At 44.3% G+C, this 21,388-nt stretch carries 18 protein-coding genes; 7 read left to right on the forward strand and 11 right to left on the reverse strand.

Features of this window, described 5'->3' with window-relative positions:
- Positions 1-137: 137 nt before the first annotated feature.
- The 3 genes from MHB56_RS05635 to lpdA form a co-directional block, all read right to left on the reverse strand.
- Positions 138-1,124: an alpha-ketoacid dehydrogenase subunit beta gene (locus tag MHB56_RS05635; protein WP_036676034.1), complete on the reverse strand. Its 987-nt coding sequence runs from the start codon at positions 1,122-1,124 to the stop codon at positions 138-140.
- Positions 1,125-1,127: 3 nt separating this feature from the next.
- Positions 1,128-2,159: a thiamine pyrophosphate-dependent dehydrogenase E1 component subunit alpha gene (locus tag MHB56_RS05640; RefSeq protein ID WP_036676031.1), complete on the reverse strand. Its 1,032-nt coding sequence runs from the start codon at positions 2,157-2,159 to the stop codon at positions 1,128-1,130.
- A 141-nt stretch (positions 2,160-2,300) separates the two neighbouring features.
- Positions 2,301-3,722, reverse strand: a complete 1,422-nt coding sequence (gene lpdA, locus MHB56_RS05645; protein ID WP_340392448.1) for a dihydrolipoyl dehydrogenase — start codon at positions 3,720-3,722, stop codon at positions 2,301-2,303.
- 167 nt (positions 3,723-3,889) lie between these two features.
- Here lpdA and MHB56_RS05650 point away from each other — a divergent pair, with 167 nt between their 5' ends.
- Entirely contained in the window at positions 3,890-4,195 is a 306-nt protein-coding gene (locus MHB56_RS05650; RefSeq protein WP_076129486.1) for a DUF2627 domain-containing protein, read from the forward strand.
- A 242-nt stretch (positions 4,196-4,437) separates the two neighbouring features.
- Here the strand turns inward: MHB56_RS05650 and MHB56_RS05655 are convergent, their stop codons facing one another.
- Genes MHB56_RS05655 through MHB56_RS05665 form a run of 3 tightly spaced genes read right to left on the reverse strand, consistent with a single transcriptional unit; the run spans position 4,438 to position 8,259 of the window.
- On the reverse strand, positions 4,438-6,297 hold the full coding sequence (locus MHB56_RS05655) for an ABC transporter ATP-binding protein (RefSeq protein ID WP_341143368.1): 1,860 nt from the start codon (positions 6,295-6,297) through the stop codon (positions 4,438-4,440).
- Positions 6,278-8,011: an ABC transporter ATP-binding protein gene (locus MHB56_RS05660; RefSeq protein WP_339244286.1), complete on the reverse strand. Its 1,734-nt coding sequence runs from the start codon at positions 8,009-8,011 to the stop codon at positions 6,278-6,280. The genes MHB56_RS05655 and MHB56_RS05660 overlap by 20 nt, the downstream gene beginning before the upstream one ends.
- A gap of 17 nt (positions 8,012-8,028) precedes the next feature.
- The gene (locus tag MHB56_RS05665; RefSeq protein WP_036676022.1) at positions 8,029-8,259 is read right to left on the reverse strand and encodes a hypothetical protein; all 231 of its coding nucleotides are present in this window, start codon (positions 8,257-8,259) and stop codon (positions 8,029-8,031) included.
- A gap of 136 nt (positions 8,260-8,395) precedes the next feature.
- On the opposite strand from MHB56_RS05665, the gene MHB56_RS05670 reads away from it, so the two are divergent.
- Positions 8,396-8,965: a thymidine kinase gene (locus tag MHB56_RS05670; protein ID WP_036676019.1), complete on the forward strand. Its 570-nt coding sequence runs from the start codon at positions 8,396-8,398 to the stop codon at positions 8,963-8,965.
- Between the two features lie 64 nt (positions 8,966-9,029).
- Here the strand turns inward: MHB56_RS05670 and MHB56_RS05675 are convergent, their stop codons facing one another.
- Positions 9,030-9,548 (reverse strand): DinB family protein, encoded by a 519-nt coding sequence (locus MHB56_RS05675; protein WP_076302724.1) that lies wholly within the window; start codon positions 9,546-9,548, stop codon positions 9,030-9,032.
- Between the two features lie 137 nt (positions 9,549-9,685).
- On the opposite strand from MHB56_RS05675, the gene MHB56_RS05680 reads away from it, so the two are divergent.
- From MHB56_RS05680 to sda, 5 genes are all read left to right on the forward strand, one after another.
- Complete coding sequence (locus MHB56_RS05680; RefSeq protein WP_139330033.1) at positions 9,686-10,351, forward strand: hypothetical protein; 666 nt, start codon at positions 9,686-9,688, stop codon at positions 10,349-10,351.
- On the forward strand, positions 10,332-10,859 hold the full coding sequence (locus tag MHB56_RS29820; protein WP_076129481.1) for an accessory gene regulator ArgB-like protein: 528 nt from the start codon (positions 10,332-10,334) through the stop codon (positions 10,857-10,859). Before MHB56_RS05680 ends, MHB56_RS29820 begins: the two co-directional genes overlap by 20 nt.
- A complete protein-coding gene (locus MHB56_RS05685; RefSeq protein WP_139330034.1) occupies positions 10,856-10,975 on the forward strand; it encodes a cyclic lactone autoinducer peptide in 120 nt (39 codons plus the stop codon). Before MHB56_RS29820 ends, MHB56_RS05685 begins: the two co-directional genes overlap by 4 nt.
- Before the next feature lie 21 nt (positions 10,976-10,996).
- Entirely contained in the window at positions 10,997-11,332 is a 336-nt protein-coding gene (locus MHB56_RS05690) for a LytTR family DNA-binding domain-containing protein (protein ID WP_036676016.1), read from the forward strand.
- 220 nt (positions 11,333-11,552) lie between these two features.
- The gene (gene sda, locus MHB56_RS29825) at positions 11,553-11,726 is read left to right on the forward strand and encodes a sporulation histidine kinase inhibitor Sda (protein ID WP_081383395.1); all 174 of its coding nucleotides are present in this window, start codon (positions 11,553-11,555) and stop codon (positions 11,724-11,726) included.
- Between the two features lie 181 nt (positions 11,727-11,907).
- Here the strand turns inward: sda and MHB56_RS05695 are convergent, their stop codons facing one another.
- The 4 genes from MHB56_RS05695 to MHB56_RS05710 form a co-directional block, all read right to left on the reverse strand.
- Positions 11,908-12,216, reverse strand: a complete 309-nt coding sequence (locus MHB56_RS05695) for a hypothetical protein (protein ID WP_036676014.1) — start codon at positions 12,214-12,216, stop codon at positions 11,908-11,910.
- Between the two features lie 122 nt (positions 12,217-12,338).
- Positions 12,339-12,998 carry a helix-turn-helix domain-containing protein gene (locus MHB56_RS05700; RefSeq protein ID WP_036676012.1) on the reverse strand — a complete coding sequence of 220 codons (660 nt, stop codon included), beginning with the start codon at positions 12,996-12,998 and terminating at the stop codon, positions 12,339-12,341.
- 870 nt (positions 12,999-13,868) lie between these two features.
- Positions 13,869-20,324: a phosphodiester glycosidase family protein gene (locus tag MHB56_RS05705; protein ID WP_341143369.1), complete on the reverse strand. Its 6,456-nt coding sequence runs from the start codon at positions 20,322-20,324 to the stop codon at positions 13,869-13,871.
- Between the two features lie 117 nt (positions 20,325-20,441).
- Positions 20,442-21,359, reverse strand: a complete 918-nt coding sequence (locus MHB56_RS05710; protein ID WP_341122059.1) for a LysR family transcriptional regulator — start codon at positions 21,357-21,359, stop codon at positions 20,442-20,444.
- Positions 21,360-21,388 lie beyond the last annotated feature (29 nt).

A 21,388-nucleotide genomic window follows, 5' to 3' on the forward strand; every position in this document is an offset into this window, starting at 1 on the left:
TCCTTAAAAGTTTTACGAAGCATTGACTCTTAGAAAGACTACATAGTAAAACTTGCTTCGTAAGCATATTCTTAAAGTTTTACGAAGCTTCGTCAGCATCACCTGAGTTTTAGGAAGCTTCGCATCTACTCAACAAATTAATATTGTGCCAGCCGGAGCATTTCCGCCTTCACTTTTTCTTTACTTAGCATGAAAAACTTCTCCATTGGCGGGCTGATTGGCATCGCCGGAACATCGGGACCACAAAGACGGAAGATCGGTGCATCCAGCTCGAACAGACAATGCTCAGCAATAATAGCCGCCACTTCGCCGCCAATACCGCCCGTTTTATTGTCCTCGTGCACAATCAATACCTTACCGGTCTGACGGGCAGCAGCAATAATCGCATCACGATCCAGCGGTTGCAAGGTACGCAGATCAAGAATATGTGCTGTAATTCCTTCCTCGCGTTCCAATTCTTCCGCAGCCTGCATAGCAAAATGCAGCGGAAGACTGTAGCCAATCACCGTAATATCCGTTCCCTCACGCAGCAGATTAGCTTCGCCAATTGGAACGGTGTAATCCCCTTCCGGTACTTCTTCCTTGATCAGCTTGTAACACTTTTTGTTCTCAAAGAAAAGCACCGGATCAGGATCACGTACGGCTGCCTTCAGCAATCCTTTAGCATCATAAGCGGAGTAAGGCGCTACAATCTTCAATCCAGGTGTACCAAAGAAAATCGATTCTGGACACTGTGAATGATACAAACCGCCGAACACCCCGCCGCCAATAGGAGCACGAATGACAACCGGGCAACTCCAATCGTTATTTGAACGATAGCGGATTTTAGCCGCTTCACTGATAATTTGATTCGTCGCCGGAAGCATAAAGTCGGAGTATTGCATTTCAGCTATTGGTTTCATTCCGTACATAGCTGCTCCGATGGCTACACCAGCAATCGCTGATTCAGCGAGGGGTGTATCCATAACCCGCTCTTCGCCAAACTGTTCCTGTAGACCTTTAGTTGTGGTAAATACGCCGCCTTTGAGACCAACGTCCTCACCAAGCACGAACACGGAATCATCGCGCTCCATTTCTTCCTTCATCGCGAGCCTGATGGCATCGATATATTCCATTATAGCCATGGTTTATGCCCCTCCTTTGAGGTCGGAATCACTGTATACATGCAGCAGTGTGTCTTCCGGTTTCGGGAACGGAGCATTATCGGCATACTCGATAGCCGCTTTAAGCTCAAGATTGCATTCAGCAGCAAGATCTTGTTCTTGCTCGTCACTCCACAATCCCAGACCGATCAAGTAATTACGGAATCCTGCTACGCCGTCCTTCTTCCAGTTCTCATCAACCTCTTCTTTGGTCCGGTAAGCCAGATCATTATCTGAGGTGGAGTGTGGAGACAAACGGTACATCATCGCTTCAATCAGCGTAGGACCTTCACCCGCGAGGGCTCTTTCCCGCGCTTCCTTAACGACACGATAAACCTCAAGCGGATCGTTTCCGTCTACACGCACACCAGGAAATCCATAACCCAGTGCACGGTCGCTAACCTTGCCGCCTAACTGTTTATGAACAGGAACAGAGATTGCGTACTGATTGTTCTGGCACATGATAATAACCGGCAGCTTATTCACTCCGGCAAAGTTACAAGCTTCATGAAAATCCCCCTGATTGCTGGAACCTTCACCGAAGGTTACAAAGGAGACGAATTTCTTCTTCTGCATTTTGGCCGCCAGAGCAAAGCCAACCGCATGAGGGACCTGAGTGGTTACAGGGCTTGACCCTGTCACAATACGCAGACGTTTGCTGCCAAAGTGACCCGGCATTTGCCGCCCACCACTGTTTGGATCTTCTGCCTTAGCGAATACGGACAACATAAGTTCGCGTGTAGTCATACCCACTGAGAGCACGAAAGCATAATCGCGGTAATAAGGTAAAAAATAATCATTTTGCCGGTCCAGCGCGAACGCCGCCGCCACCTGACCCGCCTCCTGGCCTATACCGGAGACATGAAAGTTGATCTTGCCAGCGCGCTGAAGCAGCAGACTGCGCTCATCGTATTTACGAGCGAGCGACATATATCTGTACATATCGATGACCTGGCCGTCACTAAGTCCAAGCTGCTTATGTCTGTTAATCGTTTCTACAGTACCTTGGGATTCCATAAAGAGATACCTCCTTATTCATAAAGCCTGAAGTCTTACAGGAATTAAGACCAATTGTGCCCTGATCTTAAAACCTGGTACTAAGACTTGACTTGAGTATATTATAATCCCTTTCTACCCAAAAAGAAAAGCTAAGAAAAACTAAAATCCAATAGATCTTCCATCCACAGCTAACATTGCTTCTCCGATAATCTCCGAAAGGGTAGGGTGAGCATGTATAGCTTCGCCAATCTCCCAAGGTGTTGCATCCAGAAGCTGTGCCAAGGCCGCTTCTCCAATTAGATCCGTCACATGAGGACCAATCATCTGCACACCAAGAATATCTCCACTGCTACGATCGGCTACAACTTTGACAAATCCGTCCTTCTGGCCATATACAATTGCCTTACCAATGGCCGAGAATGGGAACTTCCCAATCACTACATCATGTCCAAGCTGTTTAGCTTCCTTCTCGGTGTAACCCACACTTGCTACCTCAGGCCGAGTATAGACACAGCGTGGTACTAAATGTGTATGATAAGGATGTAGCTTCTCACCAGATAGATGATTAACCGCCATTATCCCTTCATGACTGGCTGCATGAGCCAATTGAAGCCCACCGATGCAGTCGCCAATGGCATAAATATGCGGCTCTGCCGTCTGCATACTAGCGTTTACAGCAATAATCCCTTTGTCAAAGCGAATGTCTGTGTTTTCCAGTCCAATATTCTCGATGTTGGCCACTCTGCCTACGGATACAAGCAATTTTTCTGCCGTTAGGCTTTGACTTTGCTCTCCCTTACGGGCTTCGATCGAAATTCCATCCTCCGTTACCTGGCAGGTTGCAGCATCCACTGTAGTTTCAGTCAGTACCTTAACCCCACGCTTTTTCAACAAACGTTGCAGTTCCTTAGCTATCTCTTCATCCTCTTGAGGCAATAACTGACCTGCCGCTTCAACCACAGTCACCTGCACTCCAAAATCAGCCAGCATTGAAGCCCATTCGACTCCAATTACACCACCGCCCACAATGATGATAGAGGATGGCAGCTCTTCGAGCATGAGCGCTTCATCACTGCTAAGAATCACTTTCCCGTCTGGTTCGAGACCAGGCAATACTCGTGGGCGTGAGCCCGTAGCGATAATAAGATGGCTGGAAACTACTGTTTCCATCTCCCCATCTTCCAGTTCCACAGCTACAGCACCGCTGCGCGGAGAAAAAATAGAAGGACCCGTTACGCGCCCTTTACCTTTGACAACTTGTATTTTATTTTTGCGCATCAAATATTGTACGCCTTGATGAAGTTGCTCAACTACAGCTTCTTTGCGTTTCTGTACCTTTGGGAATACCAGCTGTACACCGCTTGTCTCAATGCCATAGCTCTCGCTCTCATTGATTTCAGCATATACCTCTGCACTACGGAGCAGCGATTTACTAGGAATGCAGCCCCGATGCAGACAGGTTCCTCCCAGTTTGTCCATTTCGATGACGACAACGGACTTTCCAAGCTGTGCAGCGCGAATAGCCGCCACATACCCTCCAGTACCTCCGCCAAGTATGGCCACGTCACATGAAATTGTCATGATATGTATCCTCCAGTCATTACACGTAAGTTCATTTTACTTAGTATATTGTACTCTCTTTTTGCTCTATTACAAAACTTATAAACGTCATATGCAAATGGACTTTTTCTTGCTAAAGCGTTATCATATGGGTGAATCTAAAGGGCTAAGAGGGGTAGGAGACACTTATGAAACTGTTAATTTCACGCTTCATTGCCATCCTTATTCTTGTGTTTCCGGGCTTAATAGCAATGAAGGGCTTCCTCATGATGAAGGATGATATTTTTGATTACATATCCATGCATGGTGATGATTCTGTTGTGCCCCACTTTGCTTGGCTGCATTTCGGTGGTGGATTGCTGCTCTTCGCAGCTGGCATGACTTTCCTTGGTGGCTGGATTCTGGCTAGGGACCGTAAGAAGAATTACGTAGGTCCAAGGTTCAAGGAGAAGCAAAAGGCGAAACAAGCCGGAACGCAGGAAACGATCTCTTAAGAGGCTATGCTAAACTTAGGATCAGCTTTTTCATCTCATCATTTATTCACCTAATCATCTGAATCTCGAATCGCACACAATCAAGCCTTATTACCCTACTGATTGTAATTTGTACAATAGATTTCCCCACATTCAAAGCCTCCCAGCTCACCCGATCTGGTGCTCGTTATCTATCATAAATAACATAAAGGCGAGAACTTCATGGACGCAATCTGCGCTCCCTGAAAATTCTCGCCTTTTTCTTAAATCCCCGCCTTATCAAGCGCCTCTTTCCGCCGCCCCTGTACCAACTCGCTGTACAGTCCGCCTTGCTTCAGCAGCTCTTCATGAGAGCCTTGCTGCAATAATCTGCCGCCCTGAAGCACAAGAATTCGATCAGCTGCACGTATCGTGCCAAGTCTATGAGCAATGACGAAGCTCGTTCGCCCTTTCATCAGCGCCTGCAGCCCTTCCTGAATCTTGATCTCGGTCACTGTATCAATACTGCTGGTTGCTTCATCAAGCACAAGCATAGAGGGGTTAGCAAGAATCGCTCTCGCAATGGAGAGCAGCTGCTTCTGCCCTTGGCTTATACCGCTGCCATCCGCCGAGAGCATCCGTTCATAACCTTCGGGCATTCGCATAATAAAAGAATGGGCATTGGCCAGCTTAGCCGCCTCTTCAACCTCTTCATCGGACGCATCCAGCCTCCCGTATCGGATGTTATCGCGGATACTCCCTTTGAACAAAAAGGAATCCTGCAATACAAAGGCCATATGACTTCTCAAGCTTTCCCGCCGAATCGAAGTGATATCTAAGCCATCCAGCGTGATTTTCCCCTGATTAGGATCATAGAAACGGGATAACAGCCCAATTAGCGTTGTTTTGCCTGCACCGGTAGGTCCAACTAAAGCGATCATCTCGCCAGGCTTCGCTTCAAAGCTGATATCCTGCAGCGTGTTAGAACCTCCATCATAAGAAAAAGCTACATTTTCAAACTTCACCGCACCCTGTACAGTTACAAGTGATTTGGCTGCACCTTCATCTTTAGCCTCGGTCTCTTCGTCCAGCACTTCAAACACCCGCTCGGCCCCTGCCACCGCTGAGAGCAAGGTATTCCACTGATTCGCTAAATCATTAAGCGGACGAGTAAACTGGCGGGTATATTCCACGAATACGATGATCACACCCACTGTAATCGACCCACGGATCGCAAGCAGACCACCAATTCCTGCAACTATGGCGAAGCTGAGATTATTAAGACCATTCATAAGCTTGGGGATGAAACCAGAAATGGACTGCGCCCAGTAGCCTGACAGCATAATTCGCTTGTTGCGTTCATGAAAACCAGAGATGACGCGTTCCTCTTGTGAAAAAGCCTTGATAATCCGTTGTCCGGATAAGGTCTCCTCAATATAACCGTTAAGCTCCCCTACATTACGCTGGCGTTCTTTAAATAATGGGCCTGTACGGCGTGTAATCCAGCGCATGCCTAACAACATCAAAGGCACTACGAGGAATGTGAGCAGCGTCAACAAGGGACTAAGCCACAGCATAACCCCTACGGTTCCTAGCAAGGTTAAGACACTTGAAAATATCTGAATAGCCGAGCTATTCAACGTAGAGCTGACGTTCTCGATATCATTGGTAAGACGGCTCATAATTTCCCCCTGCTGTCTCCGATTAAAAAAGGAAATAGGCAGACGGTGTAAATGGGAGAATAGCTCCGTACGCATCCGTAATACAGTTTCTTGAGCAATTTCGATCATCCATATGTTTTGCAGCCAAGAAGTCAGAGAATAAAAAATGTACACACAAGCAAGGCTTGTCAGAAAAACAACCCATGATCGCCCGCCGGTACCTTCCAGATAATTATCCACCGCTCTGCCAATCATGTATGGCCCCAGCAGCGCTAGCGCTGAGCTGAAGACAACCATGATCAGTACAAGAATAAGCTTGGCTTTACGCTCAGCTAGATAACTCCAGATCCGGATCAGCGTCCCTGACCAATCCTTCGCCTTTGCTTTGGGTTTGCCGCCAGATGCTGTCCCTAGACTTCGTCCCACGCCAAGTTCAAAATTCGGTTTAGGATGACGAAAAGGTTCAATTAATGCTTTGAACATGCTGCTTCGCCTCCTCTACCTGTGATTCATAAATCTTGCGGTACAGCTCGGAGCTTGCCATAAGCTCCTTATGCGAGCCTTTGCCAATTAATCGTCCCTCATCCAGCAACAGGATCAAATCGGCTGATGCCGTTGAACTGATTTTCTGAGTAATCAAAAAGGTTGTACAGGAGATATCCTTTAGCGCCTCCAGCAAAAGCCCTTCCGTAACCGCATCAAGGGCACTGGTGCTGTCATCAAGGATCAACATAGCCGGTTTTCTAACAAGTGCACGGGCAATCGTTAACCGCTGCTTTTGTCCGCCGGAGAGATTAACCCCTCGTTGACCAAGCATCGTGTCATAACCATCTGGCAACCCTTTTACCGTCTCGTCAATTTGTGCACCTCCCGCTGCTTGTTGGATTTGTTCCAGTGTGGCGTGTTCATTGCCCCATGCAATATTATCGCGAATTGATCCGCTGAAAAGCTGCAATTCCTGAGGCACATAACCTATCGATCTCCGCAGTCTGGAAATATCGATATCGGCACTTTTTTCACCGTCAATCCAAATGATGCCCTCTGTCTCTTCATACAAGCGCGGAATCAGACTCACGAGTGAGGATTTTCCTGATCCGGTCGCCCCCATAATCGCTACTCGCTCACCAGCAGCTACTTCAAAATGAATGTCCTCCAGGACAGAGATATCACTATTAGGATACTTAAAGCAAACGCCTTCAAATTTAACGTGGCCCTGAATTGGCTCACCTTGCAAAGTCCCGCCTTCACGAACTCCAGCTCCCGCTTCCATAACTTCTGAAACACGTTGAGAGGAGGCACGAGCGCGGGAAAATGTTACAACAAGACCAGAGATAGCTGATAACGCCCCAATTGTTCGCAAGGAGTAATTAATAACAGCAACAGTCTGACCCAAAGTAGCCTCCCCATTGGAAATGGCTATCCGTCCAAACCATAAAATCGCCAAAATCGCCGCATTCACAATAAGCATAACAAAAGGCATCGTCGTCTCAGTCAAACGCAAGGCAGACACTGTTGATCTCATCAAATTCCCGCTAAATACCGTGAAACGTTCAATCTCATACCCCATACGCACAAATACGCGGATCAAGCGAATACCCGTAAGATTCTCCTGAATCACGCCATTAACTCCGTCTAAACGCTGCTGGACCGTACGAAATAACAAGGAAGCTTTTCTCATAATCCAGTAGAGGAAAAAAATCAACAAAGGTAACGCCACCGTCAGCAGTAATCCCAGCTTCACATGAACAACTAACGCCATAATCACACTGCCTACCACAACAAGTGGCACCCGTGTCATAAAGCGCAAGCTCATAAAAATAGTATCCTGCAGCTGTGATACATCGCCAGTCAGACGGGTAATCAGTGACGAAGTAGCAAAACGATTAAATACTTCATACGTAAAAGACTGTACCTTTTCGTACAATTTGTCCCTAAGATCGAACGCAAAGCTCTGACTTGCATGGGCAGCAAAAAAAGAACTGAGTACCCCGGCTGTAAACGCAACTACCGCGCTGCCGATCAATACACTGCCCCACAGCCATACTACAGAGGTATCTTTTTCTCGGATCCCCAAGTCAATGATTTTGGAAATGATCAAAGGCTGTGATAATTCTACCGTCAATTCAATGAGCATCATTACAAGGGCAGCTATTGCAGCTACCTTATATTTTTTGAGAAAAGAGAAAATCAAAGCCATTCGCATACCCTCTTTTTCTATTCGTACAGTGCATCCCTTAACCGAGTTGACATCGTGGAAGCCTGTCCAGTTTTCAGTATTGCTCGACGCAGTGCTTTATTACTCCGATTCAATTCCACCAAATCCGCCATCATTTCTTCCAGCAAGCTTTCAGTGTCACTGGATAAATCTCCATTCTGCTGCAAAAGAGCTAACCGTTCCTTATATTCGTCTAATCTTTCAGTCACACTTATTACTTCCTTTCCCATCTCTTATTACCTCTTATCATACCACATCCAATCAATCGCAATGTTTTCACTGGATACATCTGATCCGAATATGATACTCTAATATGGTCGCATTTTTAAGATATAATCAATGTTTTTTACGAAAGGATAGATGGAAGTGGCACAATTGTTTTTCAAATACGGAGCAATGAACAGTGGTAAATCTATTGAGATACTCAAGGTTGCACATAATTATGAAGAGCAGGGGAAATCGGTGCTCATTTTCACTCCATCCATAGACGACCGGGACGAGGTTGGTTTTATTTCTTCTCGTATTGGGCTTCGGAAACAAGCAATCCCCATCGATGAGAACACAGATATTTATAATATCGTCAGCAGTAACCAACCTAAACCACACTGTGTACTTATTGATGAATGTCAATTTCTAAGCAAGGAATGTATTCTCCAGCTAGTGCGTATCGTTGATGAGCTGGGCATTCCGGTAATGGCCTTCGGACTTAAAAATGATTTTCAGAATCAGTTATTTGAAGGCAGCAAATATATGCTGATCTACGCTGATAAAATTGAGGAAATGAAGACGATCTGCTGGTTCTGCGAGCGCAAAGCTACTATGGCTCTACGAGTAGAAAACGGCAAGCCCGTATATAGCGGCAAGCAAATCCAGATTGGTGGCAATGAAGCTTACTATCCGGTATGCCGCAAATGTCACAAGAATCCACCGCTATAGCCGTGTATAAAAAGCATCCCAAAGCCATAAAGGCTATTGGAATGCTTTTTTGATTAAGAAGATATTACCCTAAATATCTTTCTTTAAGAATATTCAAATGATGATGGTCATGTCCAATCATAATGCAGGCCTGAGCTCTCGCAGAAAGAGTAGCCTCGTTAACTATTCCCTTCCGGATCCATGCTTCCTCCGGCAGAGTTTCCATTAAGAGTAATGTCGATTCTCGAACAAGCTTGTAGTGGGCCAGCAATGCTTTTAAAGTGTGCGCTTCGAAATTGGCGGTAAGTACATAGTCTTTCTCTTCAAAACCCGGCAGTGGAGTCGTATCCCCTCTGGCGATGCACAATAAACGGTAGGACATGATTCTTCCGGTATCAGCCAGATGTCCGACCATTTCCTTGATACTCCATTTCTCCGGAGCGTAACGATAGTCCCCTTGTTCTTCCGTAAGATTCGAAATAAAAGTGCAAATCTCATCCGTCTGCTCTCTAAAAATAGTAATGATGTCTCCTTCAGCTGGCACTAAATCGACATATTTTGATAATTCTTTGAGATACTCACTGCTTTCTGGACGTCGATCCATGTCTAAACCCCTCTCATTTTGAATTTTTTTGAAAAAATAGGAGGAAAATTATACTGTAGTTGTTGTATTTTAGCTCATTTTATACGATACTTGCAATAATAGGGTTAGTTAAACTAGAAGTCATCGGGAGTGTCGGCATGCTAGATTTTATTCTTTTTATGATATTTTCAATACTAGAGACTTATGCAATGTTTTTTCTGGCTTTCAAAATCTTCAAAATTGATCTATATCATAAAGAGATGGTGTTTGCTAGTTTTATTATGGGCTTTTGTTCTTATACAATTAGGATCAACTATGGGATTTTTCCATTAGATATTTTCTCACAATTTGCACTAATGTTTTGTTTTATGTGGATGTTATTCCGGATTCATCCCTTCTACGCTTCAATATTAACCGGGATGGCCTATCAAGCTTACTCGGTGATTCAAGCCAGTATTGTGTATCTATTAAACTCTGTAATGTCCATGCCTCTAAATACTTCGGACCCGATTACAAAAAACATAATGACAATGCAGATTTTATCAGCATTAGCCGCGATTCTCATTGGTATGTATGTGGGCTATAAACGTATTGGATTTGACTTTGTACCTGATAAACCCGATGTAAAAGTCAAACCAACAACTAGTGAAAAAATATTATTCGCTCTTAATCTTCCTACAGTAATTGTCGTTACTTTATTCACCTACTTTATTGAATCTAATTTCTTTTTCTTGATCCCAATTTTCTATGGGGTAATACTATGGGGATATCTATATTTCTCATACAAAAAGGACAGAAATAACTATGAGTCATTTAGCACTTAAAATTGTTGAGGTCATTAAGAAAAGTAATCCAGAGCAATCGCATTCAATTGAAATCATGCATTATGCCCTTAGCATTATTCTGAATACTTTATTCATTATTATGACTTCTTTATGCATTGGCGGGCTCACTGGACAGCTAAAGGAAACATTCTTAGCCTTATTCAGCTTCATGCTCCTAAGAATGTCATCTGGTGGTGTGCATTTAAAATCCGCAAGAGCCTGCAATATTGTATCTATCTTTATCTGTTCACTGATCCCTCATATAACTTATCTAATACATAACCATTTGATTTGGATTAATCTTTTTTCTTTACTTGTAATGATCTTATGTGCTCCGAATCCTGATGCTAATGCCCAAATCCCCAAAGAATGGTATTTGGGTTTAAAGCTACTTTCCATAATTCTGGTTTTTTTAAATTTTCGGCTCCATTCGCCTGTCATTGGATTGGCATTTTTAGTTCAATCCTTTACAGTCATAATCCCATTACAAAGGAGGACAATCAGATGAAAAAAAACTTAGCTCGTTATGCTTCTAACATTTTAGGTACTTCTGCTACTGTTTTTGCAACAATTCTGAAACCATTTGCTCACAGCCCTGAGATTCCAAAAGAACTGCGCAAGTAATTAAACAAGGATGGGGAAACGATGCGTGTCTTACAGAAAGACGGTTCCTCTAGTGATATTCTAGAGGAAGATATATTGTATTTCTCGAATTATAAGAATACAATATTCGTCCATACGAAAGAAGGCGAATTTATTCTCCCCACCACGCTTTCCGATCTTTCCGTAGCGTATGAGGGTAAGGGATTCGAACGCCTTGACCGCAGCAATGTCGTCAATATCAACAACATAGAAGGCTATGATCCCGGGCGGAAGATTGTATGCTTTAATCAAGGTACGCAGTTCACTACTGTTTCGGAATCCAATGAACCTCGCCTTAAGAAGTATCTTGCTTCACAAAAGAAAAAACCGTCAGAATAAAATTCAGTTTTTTAATAATCCCGGCATGTTCACGCATGCCGGGATTATTTTATTAAAAACTGAAACTTTTTAGCAATTTCCTCAAAATCGCACATTATGCCATAATAATCCTCAAATGTAAAGATAAATTCGTAGGATGAATGACAGGAGACGGATCCTATTCCAAATGATACCATATAGATAAACCTATAATAAAAACAATTAATGATGGAGGATCATAATGAATTACTATTTTCATCCCTCTCCACGGCCCTCATCTCTGGAATCTATATCTGACGAGGATTTACTAAGAATCTATGAGCTAGCGATTGATGCCCATGCGTTACCGGATTTCATTGAAATTATTAAAGAGATCATGAGAAGTAGAAATCTCATAGATTCTGAAAATATATAACATCCCCTTCCCCATTAAATTCACACTGACGCATGGTACACATTTTTCTTCAGCTTCAACCAACAATAAGCTCCTTAGGTCGCCTTAAGTCAACTACATTAACATAAAAAAGGTAGAGCCTCCGCGGCCCTACCTTTTTTATATGCACATATGATGGTTAATCTGAGATAAAAATAATGCTCTATTCTGTAATTTCTGTTTTGAAAACATTTTCCAATTTGCCGCCTAGTCTTTTCTTCAAGGGAACTTTAATATCTCTGCCCAATTCTTTAAAGAAAGTTTCAACATCACATTTCACATTTTTTGCAGTTGCGATTACCGCACCATCACCAACAATGTTTTGATTCGCTTCAAGAGGAACATCAACTTCGATGTCATACTTTTTGGATAATGTCTTGATGTAACGTGCGAAGATCTCCAGCAATTCCTCGTTATTAAAATTCTCTATAGCGACTTTGCCCTTGCTGGTAAACTTCATGTTAATTTTCATTATTAATATCCCCTTTTCTGTCAAACCATTTTTAGTTGTTAGTTTATGGATCAAGATGAATAGATGGCTGCAAGAAAGGGCAACATTCATTCATTTTTGAGATCATTAGCACAAGGCATACATTATTTATAAGCACCCTTTATTTGTTGTACTTTAAACTGAGTAAATTCTTTAAGTGCTTGTATGACCTGATCCTGTTCCTCTTCCTTCAGTTCATAAACGCACTCCCGTAGCCACTCGCCAAATAGAAAGGCTTGACGCCCTTTACGGGGGCTCTTTCTTAAGGAGTCGAGGTTACCCTCAAACTTATCGTTCAGGACATCGGTCAGATTGTATTTCTCAATCTTCTCTATTACCATTCCTGCCCCATATTCCGTTTCGTAAACTATAACTTCATTCGAATCAAAGGAAACGTACGATGTTTCTTTCCCTTCCTTCGCTCTGAATTCCTTAAGCTTGTTAAAGGCTGTCTCGTAGATGTAATCTTGAGACTGTTTGAGCTGTGGCAGCTCATATCCTTGCTTCAAGGTCTTGATATATTCAATATCTGGCATATAATCTGCCAAATGGTACATCCGATTCTTCAGATCCGTTCCAAGCGCTTCAATGATCTTGTCCAGATTGTCTTTAAGCGGAATGCTCTCTCCACGTTCGATTTTGCTAAGCTGTGAGTAACTTATACCGCTCTTTTCTTCCAGTCCTCTTAAGGTTAACCCTCTCGTCTTTCTGATGTGCCGAATGAAATTACCCAGCTCATCGGGATAGTTCTCAAAATCATTCATGGGAGTCACCTCCCTACTATCATAACACAACATAACAATTTGTGTTGGCTAATAACAATTATTCCTTGTTTTTACTTGCCTCTGAAGAGTAATTCCCAGTATTCCACGCCCAATATAACCCTATCTTTACAAAATACCGGAAAAAGACTCAGCGCTCGTCTGTAAGGATTTGGAATATGCTCGTTACTCGCCTCAGTTTTACTTTCTGCTTAAGCCCCATCCATCTTCTTGGTCTTACCTTCCGCTTTCTGCTCACTTTACTCACCTGGCTCACTTGGCACACTTGGCTCAACTAGCTCACCTGACTCACCTAACTCAACTAGCTCACCTTGCTTACCTAGCTCACTCAATTCTACCTCATCGGACCGAGGAGACCTTATTAAGCTGATTTCAGCCATTCTGCTCATCTATCGGACTCAGATGCAGCTATTCATTAAAATATATTACGATTCCGGGCAAAAGTATGACAATAAGAGCTATGGAGTCCGAAAATTTGGAAAAATGGACCAAAAAGTTAAAATAGCGGCAATACAGTCCGTTACGATCCCAAACCATCGAGGCTATCTGTTAAAACAAACTTTCTTGATAAAAGTAGCTCGTCCGAGCAGAACTTACCAAGTGTGCATCGCTGTTGGCGTACTTTAGCTTTAGCGTTCCTCAGCGAGCGTGTCTTAGCCTGCCTCAGCAAGCGTGCCTTAACTTTCCGTTCTCCATTTTCCCTTCTCCAATCCTTTGTGTCTCACTACCTGTTTTTACTTTTAATTCGCTTTCCCCCTCTGTGTACATGCGTGCGTACCCTGCACATATCCAACTAATCGAATTATCAAAAAAAACAGCCAGTCCCCATCAACCTGAGACTGGCCACAATCATTACTCCATAAGACTCAGCAGGTTGAGGATCATCTGTGCACTTTCAGCACGTGTTCCGTTTTGGTTCGGTGCAAATTGTCCTTCAGCCCGTCCTTGCATCAAACCAAGTCTGTACACTTCGCTGATTGCCTCTTGAGCCCACTGTGGAGCATAACCAATATCGTTGAATGCCGAAATGTTACGGCTAGCTACAGATACATTACTCTTCGCGTAAGCATATGCACGAGCCAGCATTGCAGCCATCTCCTGGCGGGAAATCTTCGCCTCCGGTTCAAACTGTGAAGCAGTCTGGCCGTTAATCACTCCAGCTTGTTTGGCTAACCCTACTGCTTCTGCATACCATTTATCTGCAGGTACATCAGCGAAACCAGGTTCCGCTTGACCTTTCAAGCCAAGCGCACGAACTAACATCGCTGTGAACTCCGCCCGTGTAACCGCACGGTTCGGATCAAATCGGTCCGCAGCTACACCCTCTACAAGCTGTTTTACCGCAAGCTGCTTCACAGCAAGGTAAGCCCAGTGATCGGACTTCAAATCTTTGAATGTTTTATCAACTTCTAAAACAACGTATTTACTAAAATGACTGACGGCAGCAGATAGATAACCATTCGTCCATGTACTGCTCATATACTCTAATTTACCCACGTCTTCGATAAAATAAATACCTAATAAGCTTCGATCTACATCTGCACCGACCTTATATGAAATCATAATCGGCTCTGCAAACTGTCTTAACGAGAAGGACTGATCATTTTGTGTGAATATGCTAAGCGACCATTCCCGCAGATCACTTTTCGCCCGCAATTGTGCACCCGCAAGTGCACTTGCACGAGCCAACAGATCCACTGCTGTATTATCAGCTACAGGTTTCAGCCGTAGCGAAATCGTACTCTTGGCAAGAGCCTCAGCTGAGATTAGCTTACTTAGTTCTGCCAGTACTGTAGCAGGAATCGTAACGGATAAATCCTGCATAACCACTCTAAGCGGTGCGCGTCCAAGCAGCTCTGCTGCATTGCCTGGCAAAAGTAATTCCGTAACCGCCCCATTAACAGAAACCACAACTTCACCTTGAGCATTCTTGCTCTCTGACAGTTGAGAAGCCGTTATGGTGACTACGCCCGTTTGTGCTGATGCCGACGGAGTTGGTGTAGCGGTTGGCGTTGGTGTCACCGCAGGTCCCGGCACCCAAGCACCCGGCGTTGATGTTGGCTCTGGACTTGGTGTTGGTGTTGGTGTTGGTGTTGGTGTTGGTGTCGGCTCTGGGCTTGGTGTCGTACCCGGCGAGCCCTCAGTCACTATCAGAATATATTCAGTGCTCAAACCGTTATAAACAGCGCTGACTTTTGTTGTACCAGCACTCAGAGCATGAAGTTCTCCAGCCTCACTAATCATTGCAATGGAATGATCAGATGTATCAAAGATTACTCCCTCGAACAATTCTTGCTTGCTGCCGTCACTGTATACCGCCTGAACAACAACGGAGCCTTTACTTCCTTGTTCCAGCGAATCCGGCCCATCCATTGTTATTTCTGTAAGAATAGGTGCTTCATCATTTGTTACTACAAGGTTATACTCAGAGGCGAACTCCCTATAGGTTACTGAAATTACAGTGGAGCCTTCCTGATGAGCCTGAACTAAACCCTGTTCATTGATCGTAGCAATATGCTCATTCAAGCTGGAATAATGAAGTCCATCTAATATTGCGGTACGTTTACCAGATGCATAGACAGCTTCTGTTACAGATTGGTCGGCTTCTTCCGGTTTAAGCTGTCTCTTTCCCTGAAGCTTAATTGCTTGCAGCGCATCTACAGTTATCGTACTTTCAGCAAAAATATTCGGGTAACCTGCCACTGTGACTCTTATCTTAGCTGTCCCTGGCTTCAATGCAGTAACCAAGCCATTTTCATTTACAGTAACAACTGATTCTGCCGTATCAGGAACGATGGTCCAAAGCTTTGTCAGATGATTAGCCTCATCCGGCCCCACCTTAGCTTGCAATTGTAGGCTAGCCCCAAGCTCAAGCTCTACAGCAGTTTGATCCAGCGTAATGGATTCCGGAACCAATTTGCCGATTACTAAACGGTCAATCTCAACCCCGTCTACTGTTCTTGCGGTAACCGTAATCTCGTTCTTCTCAATCTCAACAGCCGTATAGATTTGCTCATCTTCGTCATATATTTTTTCCTGCCAAAAACGTGGTGTCAGCGCATAGAACTTAGGACCCGAGGAACCGCCGATAACATACCGAGTGCCTTCGCCTTCTGCAACCTGTTTACCCTCCTTCATCGGAAAAGTTCGCAAATAGATATGATCATGACCGTTCATGACCAAATCTACGTTGTGCTTATCAAAGACCGGAACCCACTTCGCTTGTACCTGCTCATTCGAATAGATGCTGCCGTACGGTCCTTGATGGAAAAAAATCACCTTCCACTTTTTATCTGTAGCGGAAAGATCCTGATCCAACCACTCGGCCTGTTCAGTGAACGGACTACCTGAATGCTCTGTATTCATAACCACAAAGTGCGTATCCTTAATATCAAAAGAATAATTCGTACCTTTTACGCTCGCCGCACCGTTTTGCGGGTTATTGAATTGCGCCAGATAATCCCCATCTCCATTGGTTCCCATCACTTCATGGTTCCCGATAATCGGAACAAGTGTGGTATTCATCAGCTGCTTTTGAGCTGCATCAAACCACCAGTTCCACTGCTCTTGTTCAAAGCCCTTATCCACCATATCTCCAGCATGAACCAGCATTTCCGCATCCGGCATATACGCGTAAGCCGCTTCAATCGTATCTCCCCAAAGACCAAAACCAACCTTAGAATCTGCTTGGGAATCTCCGATAAACAGGAATTTTGTAGAAGTGTCCTCACCACCACTTGTAACAAAAGCTCCTTGCTCACTTACATTTGACTCGCCATCACCCACACGATATACATATTCCGTTCCGGGGGTAAGCGCAGTGGCCTCCGCTTTATGAACTCGCATCGTTCCGTCATTGTTGGTGTTGTAAATTGAACTGCGCCCGGTAATTTTTATTACATTCGCAGCTTGAAAGCTTGTAAACTCCGCTTTTTTCACAAGTTCTACTACAGTATCCATGGTCAACGGTTCTGTCTGCCAAGTAAACTGGCGAGAAGTTGCTGCATCTTGGCCCATCGTAACATTAACATTACGCGGAGCTGCAGTAGCGTCATATGGAGCAACCTTGAACGTCATTACAGGACTATAGGTATTTCCTTTTACCGCCTGCAATTTAAAAGTTCCTTCTGCTGAAGTGACAAAGTCAGTAGTTAGTGTTCCACTTGCCCCTGAAGCAACACCTTGTACCTCCACTCCATCGAACAGCAGCTTTGCTCCTTCAACGACACTTCCATTCAGATCTTTTACCGCAAAAGATGCATCAAAGCCCTTCGCAAGATCATAATGGTTCCAAGTGAGCATCAACTGTGTCTTCACAACAGATTCAACAGCTGCTCCAATAAAAGAAATAGGAACCCCAGTACCCTCTGTAGAAGTTACCGATCCGGATGTATTTTCAATTACAAAAGCTTTGCTAATATCTCCAGCCAACTGCTCCTGAGTGTAGAGACCCACAAAATCATTTCGAACTGTATATTGAATTTGCCCGATGAGATCCGTATCTCCCAGATTGGAGGAATTGATATTCGTTAAGTTAAGACGCACAGTGCCCAATACCGGATCAATGATGGACTCCACTTGCGTTTCTGATACCTTATTCCCCCGAATTACCTGCAAATCTTTAACTGCAGCCGGATTAAAAGCAAACGTAAGATGTCCTTCCTTCAGCTTGTTCGCTTTCTCTGCCGTTACGTCCAAAGTGTAAGTGTTGCCGGCATATACTACTTCTGGTGTTTTGTACACATAGAACGGAGAGCCCAAATTTACTGTAAAATACCATTCTTTTATCGTCTGGTTACCGCTCAAATCGCGAATGGCAACTTTTACTTTATGACGGCCTTCTGTCAGTGGAACCTTTGGTTTATAAGTGATCTGACCTTTTGGAGGATAAAAGCCATGCTCCACTAATTGATCGTCCACATATACTCGTGTTTTGTCAGGATCGATTAAGGTCGTTCCCGGATGCACCACTGGATCATAACCATCATCCTCACCATTGACGGAAAGGGTCGGTGTAGCTGTTTTGACAATTTCGTTCACGCCGGGATATGCATCTTTAAGAATAGGAGGTATTCTGTCCTCCTCTAGCGGGCCATAAATGGCACGAATATCATCAACGTAAATAGCTCCCGCACTCTTATTAAGATTGCTTGTCTCCATATAGCGGACAGGCATATCCATCGTTAACGGGGTGGTTTTCCCCTTAGGAACGGATACTTCGACGTATTTCCACCCCGTCCAGTTCACACCATTTACCTGATCAGTAAAATCCACTGGCACTGCCGCATTATTGCCATCCCGAATCTGTCCCCGCAGCCAGTGCTTTTTGCCATCTCCGTAGATCCACATACTGATCTTTTCAGGATACCCCGGAATCTGAATCCGATTGGCGGTTGAGCTTGCGGCTAAATAAGCACCGGATGTGCCTGTTTTATTAACAAAATCATATTCCAGCTTCAAGGCTTTGTCCCCGTTGCGGACAAAATCCAGATCCGACACTTCCTGAATCGCCACGCTGTTAGCTGCTGCACTAGAGGCTATATATTTATCAATGCCATTCTCAAAATCCTCCAGCATTACAGGCGGTAACCCCACATTTACTTCAAAAGAGGTCTCAACGTCCCTGTATTTAGCATAAATCTTTCCGTTTTTCCCGTTCTCACTCGTCGCCTGAAACAGACCCTTCTCGTCCACGGTTCCGATCTCGCCCTCAACCCGCCATTCGAAGCTAGGGTTGTCAGCTTGAATCACTTGTCCATTACGTAGCGCCTTCACAGTTAATTGTGCAGCAGCACCTGAAGAATAAGTTTTGATCTCATCAGGAAACCTAAGCTCTGTAAGCTTATCTACAACCTCAATTTCAACACTGCCTTTGACTGCCCCAGCCTCTACAATTACATTTCCTGTGCCGGCAGTGATTCCTCCGGTGAAGACTCCGTTCGCATCAACAGTACCAAGGTTAGCGTCCACCTGCCAATTCAGCGTACCCGAATAAGGCGCCGGATGGCCGTTCTCGTCCACTCCTGCCGCTTTGAATATAAAGCTGGAGCCTTGCAAAATACGTTCCGTATTCGGCTGCACAACCAGCTTAGAAGCCGAAGGTTGCTCAGGGGCTGTATTGACAAGCAATAAACCGTTACCGGTTTTACGCTCGTAACCATCTGAGCCCTGATTCATCATTCGGACACCAGATGTACCCGGCATTCTGGCCACAAAAGTAGAAGAACCGCCACCATCCAGATTCATGGCGTTCACTACGCCCATATCCTTCAGAATGTTGCCAAGCTCATCGGTATCTACGCCCTCACTAAAACCTGGCGATCTTCCATCCACTTCGAATAAAACGAGACTTCCATCCGCTTTTGTCCCAATGGCTGTCCGCGGATGAATGCCTAAAGGCCCTACACCTTGTTGAACTACTCCGTCTTTTACCAGCGGCCCCTCGCCGCCAATAGCTACCTTCACATCATTCCATTCTCCGCTGAGCGCAAAGCTGGCAGTAACGTTATCGCCAACAGATAACCCTTGCAGAACAGCACGGGACGTACCCTGGGCAGATAAAACCACTTTTCCTTGGGAAAGCGGCGTATTGCCTTGATTGTTGCGGATTTCAGATACCTTCAGCTTCAAGGTCTGGCCGCTTTTCACTTCTCCCTCGACAATATCTAGAACAACCTCGTCACCCTCATTGGTTGACTTTGTAGTTGTATTATAATCTTCCGTATAAAGAACCAGCTCATTTGTATTTCGGTATCGGTTGATGCTGGTCAGATTGGTTGTTTTTCCATTAATCGTTACGTTTTTGGTCAGCTTCGGCACCCCATAAATCGAGCTGCCATCTTCTTTTAAACCGAAAGTAAAAGCTGAAATCGAACTGTTCAGGATTACACCCTCATCCATAAATAACCCATTAGGAACACCCGTAGCAAAACCGGAGATTTCATAAAAATCACCGTTAATCCCTGCGATCACTCGGTTTCCAGGTGAATCCGCATACGTGGCCATTTCTGTAATGCCCTTCATACCGTATACCTTTCCATCCTTCTTACCTGCCCGCAGCTCCAAATTTCCTTGTTGCGGGTTGAACTCCACTGCATGTATCTTTTGTAAACCACGTTCATTCTGGAGATCCATCCAGGTATACATCGCCCCAGGTGCAAGCTCTGTTTGGCGAACATCAATAACGGTTCCGTAGTCTGTTGCTGGTAAATCAGAGATGGAAGCGCGAACAATTGCCCCCGGTTGTAACAACGAAATCAACAAAACAAAGATAACAACAACATTAATTTGCCTTAGATACCTTCTCACTGTGTTGACATCCTCCCCACTTGGCTGTCCTAATATCGATCTGAGCTTGGACAACATCATAGGGTTAATATTAACTAGGAAGCGTAAAGGTTAGATAAAATTTACCAAGGCATACTGTTAACTTCGTCTAATCATTTCATCAAATTCATGCTTTAGCCTGTTGATAAATCTTCGGGCGGTCTGGGAGGTCTGTTTTGAAGCAGAGACAATAGCTCCTGAATATTTCGCACGGGTATCTGGTGATCGTAACTCGATGGTTTTCATGAAGGCAGAAGTAATCTCTGATATTTTAAGAAACGAATAATCCAGACCAATTGTGATGGCCAGTCCTTCTGCAACTGCATTCTCAATCGCCCGTGTGTTGTTACTTACAAAAAGCAAATTGATCGGCCCATAGCCAGATAAATATCGCTCTACATAGTCCTTAATGTAAGGATCATCGTATAAAACCAACGTCTGCCCCACTAACTGATCCGGTGTAAGGATTGAATTCAGGGCTAGCGGTGAGTGTGGATGTACACCCACTACAATCTTTCCTTCCATTAACCTTTCAAACTTAACCCCCTTATATGTGTCAGGCATTCCCTCCGGTGAGACCATAAGTCCAATGTCCATTTCATCCTGAAGTACATTATCCAGAATTTCTTTGGGTCCTTTTTCAAAAATCTCTATTTTCACATTTGGAAAATCTGCCTTAAAACTGGAGATTACCTTCACCATCAGATGCATGGGTCCAGGTATCGTAGCAATTTTCAAATGACCACTTAACGTATCGCTGTAAATCTGTGCTTCTTCTTTTAATTCATTTACTTTCATCAGGACTTCATTTGCTTTGCTAATAATGGCATTTCCTTCTGCTGTGGGAACCGCCTTTTGCCCGCGCGAACGGATGAACAAAGTAACTCCCAGCTCAGCCTCCAGCATGGTAATGGACTGACTCATTGCGGATAGAGTGATATGACGATTCTGAGCTGCTTTGGTTAAAGAACCAATCTTTGCGACTTCTACAATATTCTCGCATTGCTCCAAATTCATTTGAATCACCCCTTAAGTTAATCTTTACT

Source organism: Paenibacillus sp. FSL H8-0315 (assembly GCF_038005365.1).
In the GTDB taxonomy this organism is placed as follows: domain Bacteria; phylum Bacillota; class Bacilli; order Paenibacillales; family Paenibacillaceae; genus Paenibacillus_AQ; species Paenibacillus_AQ odorifer.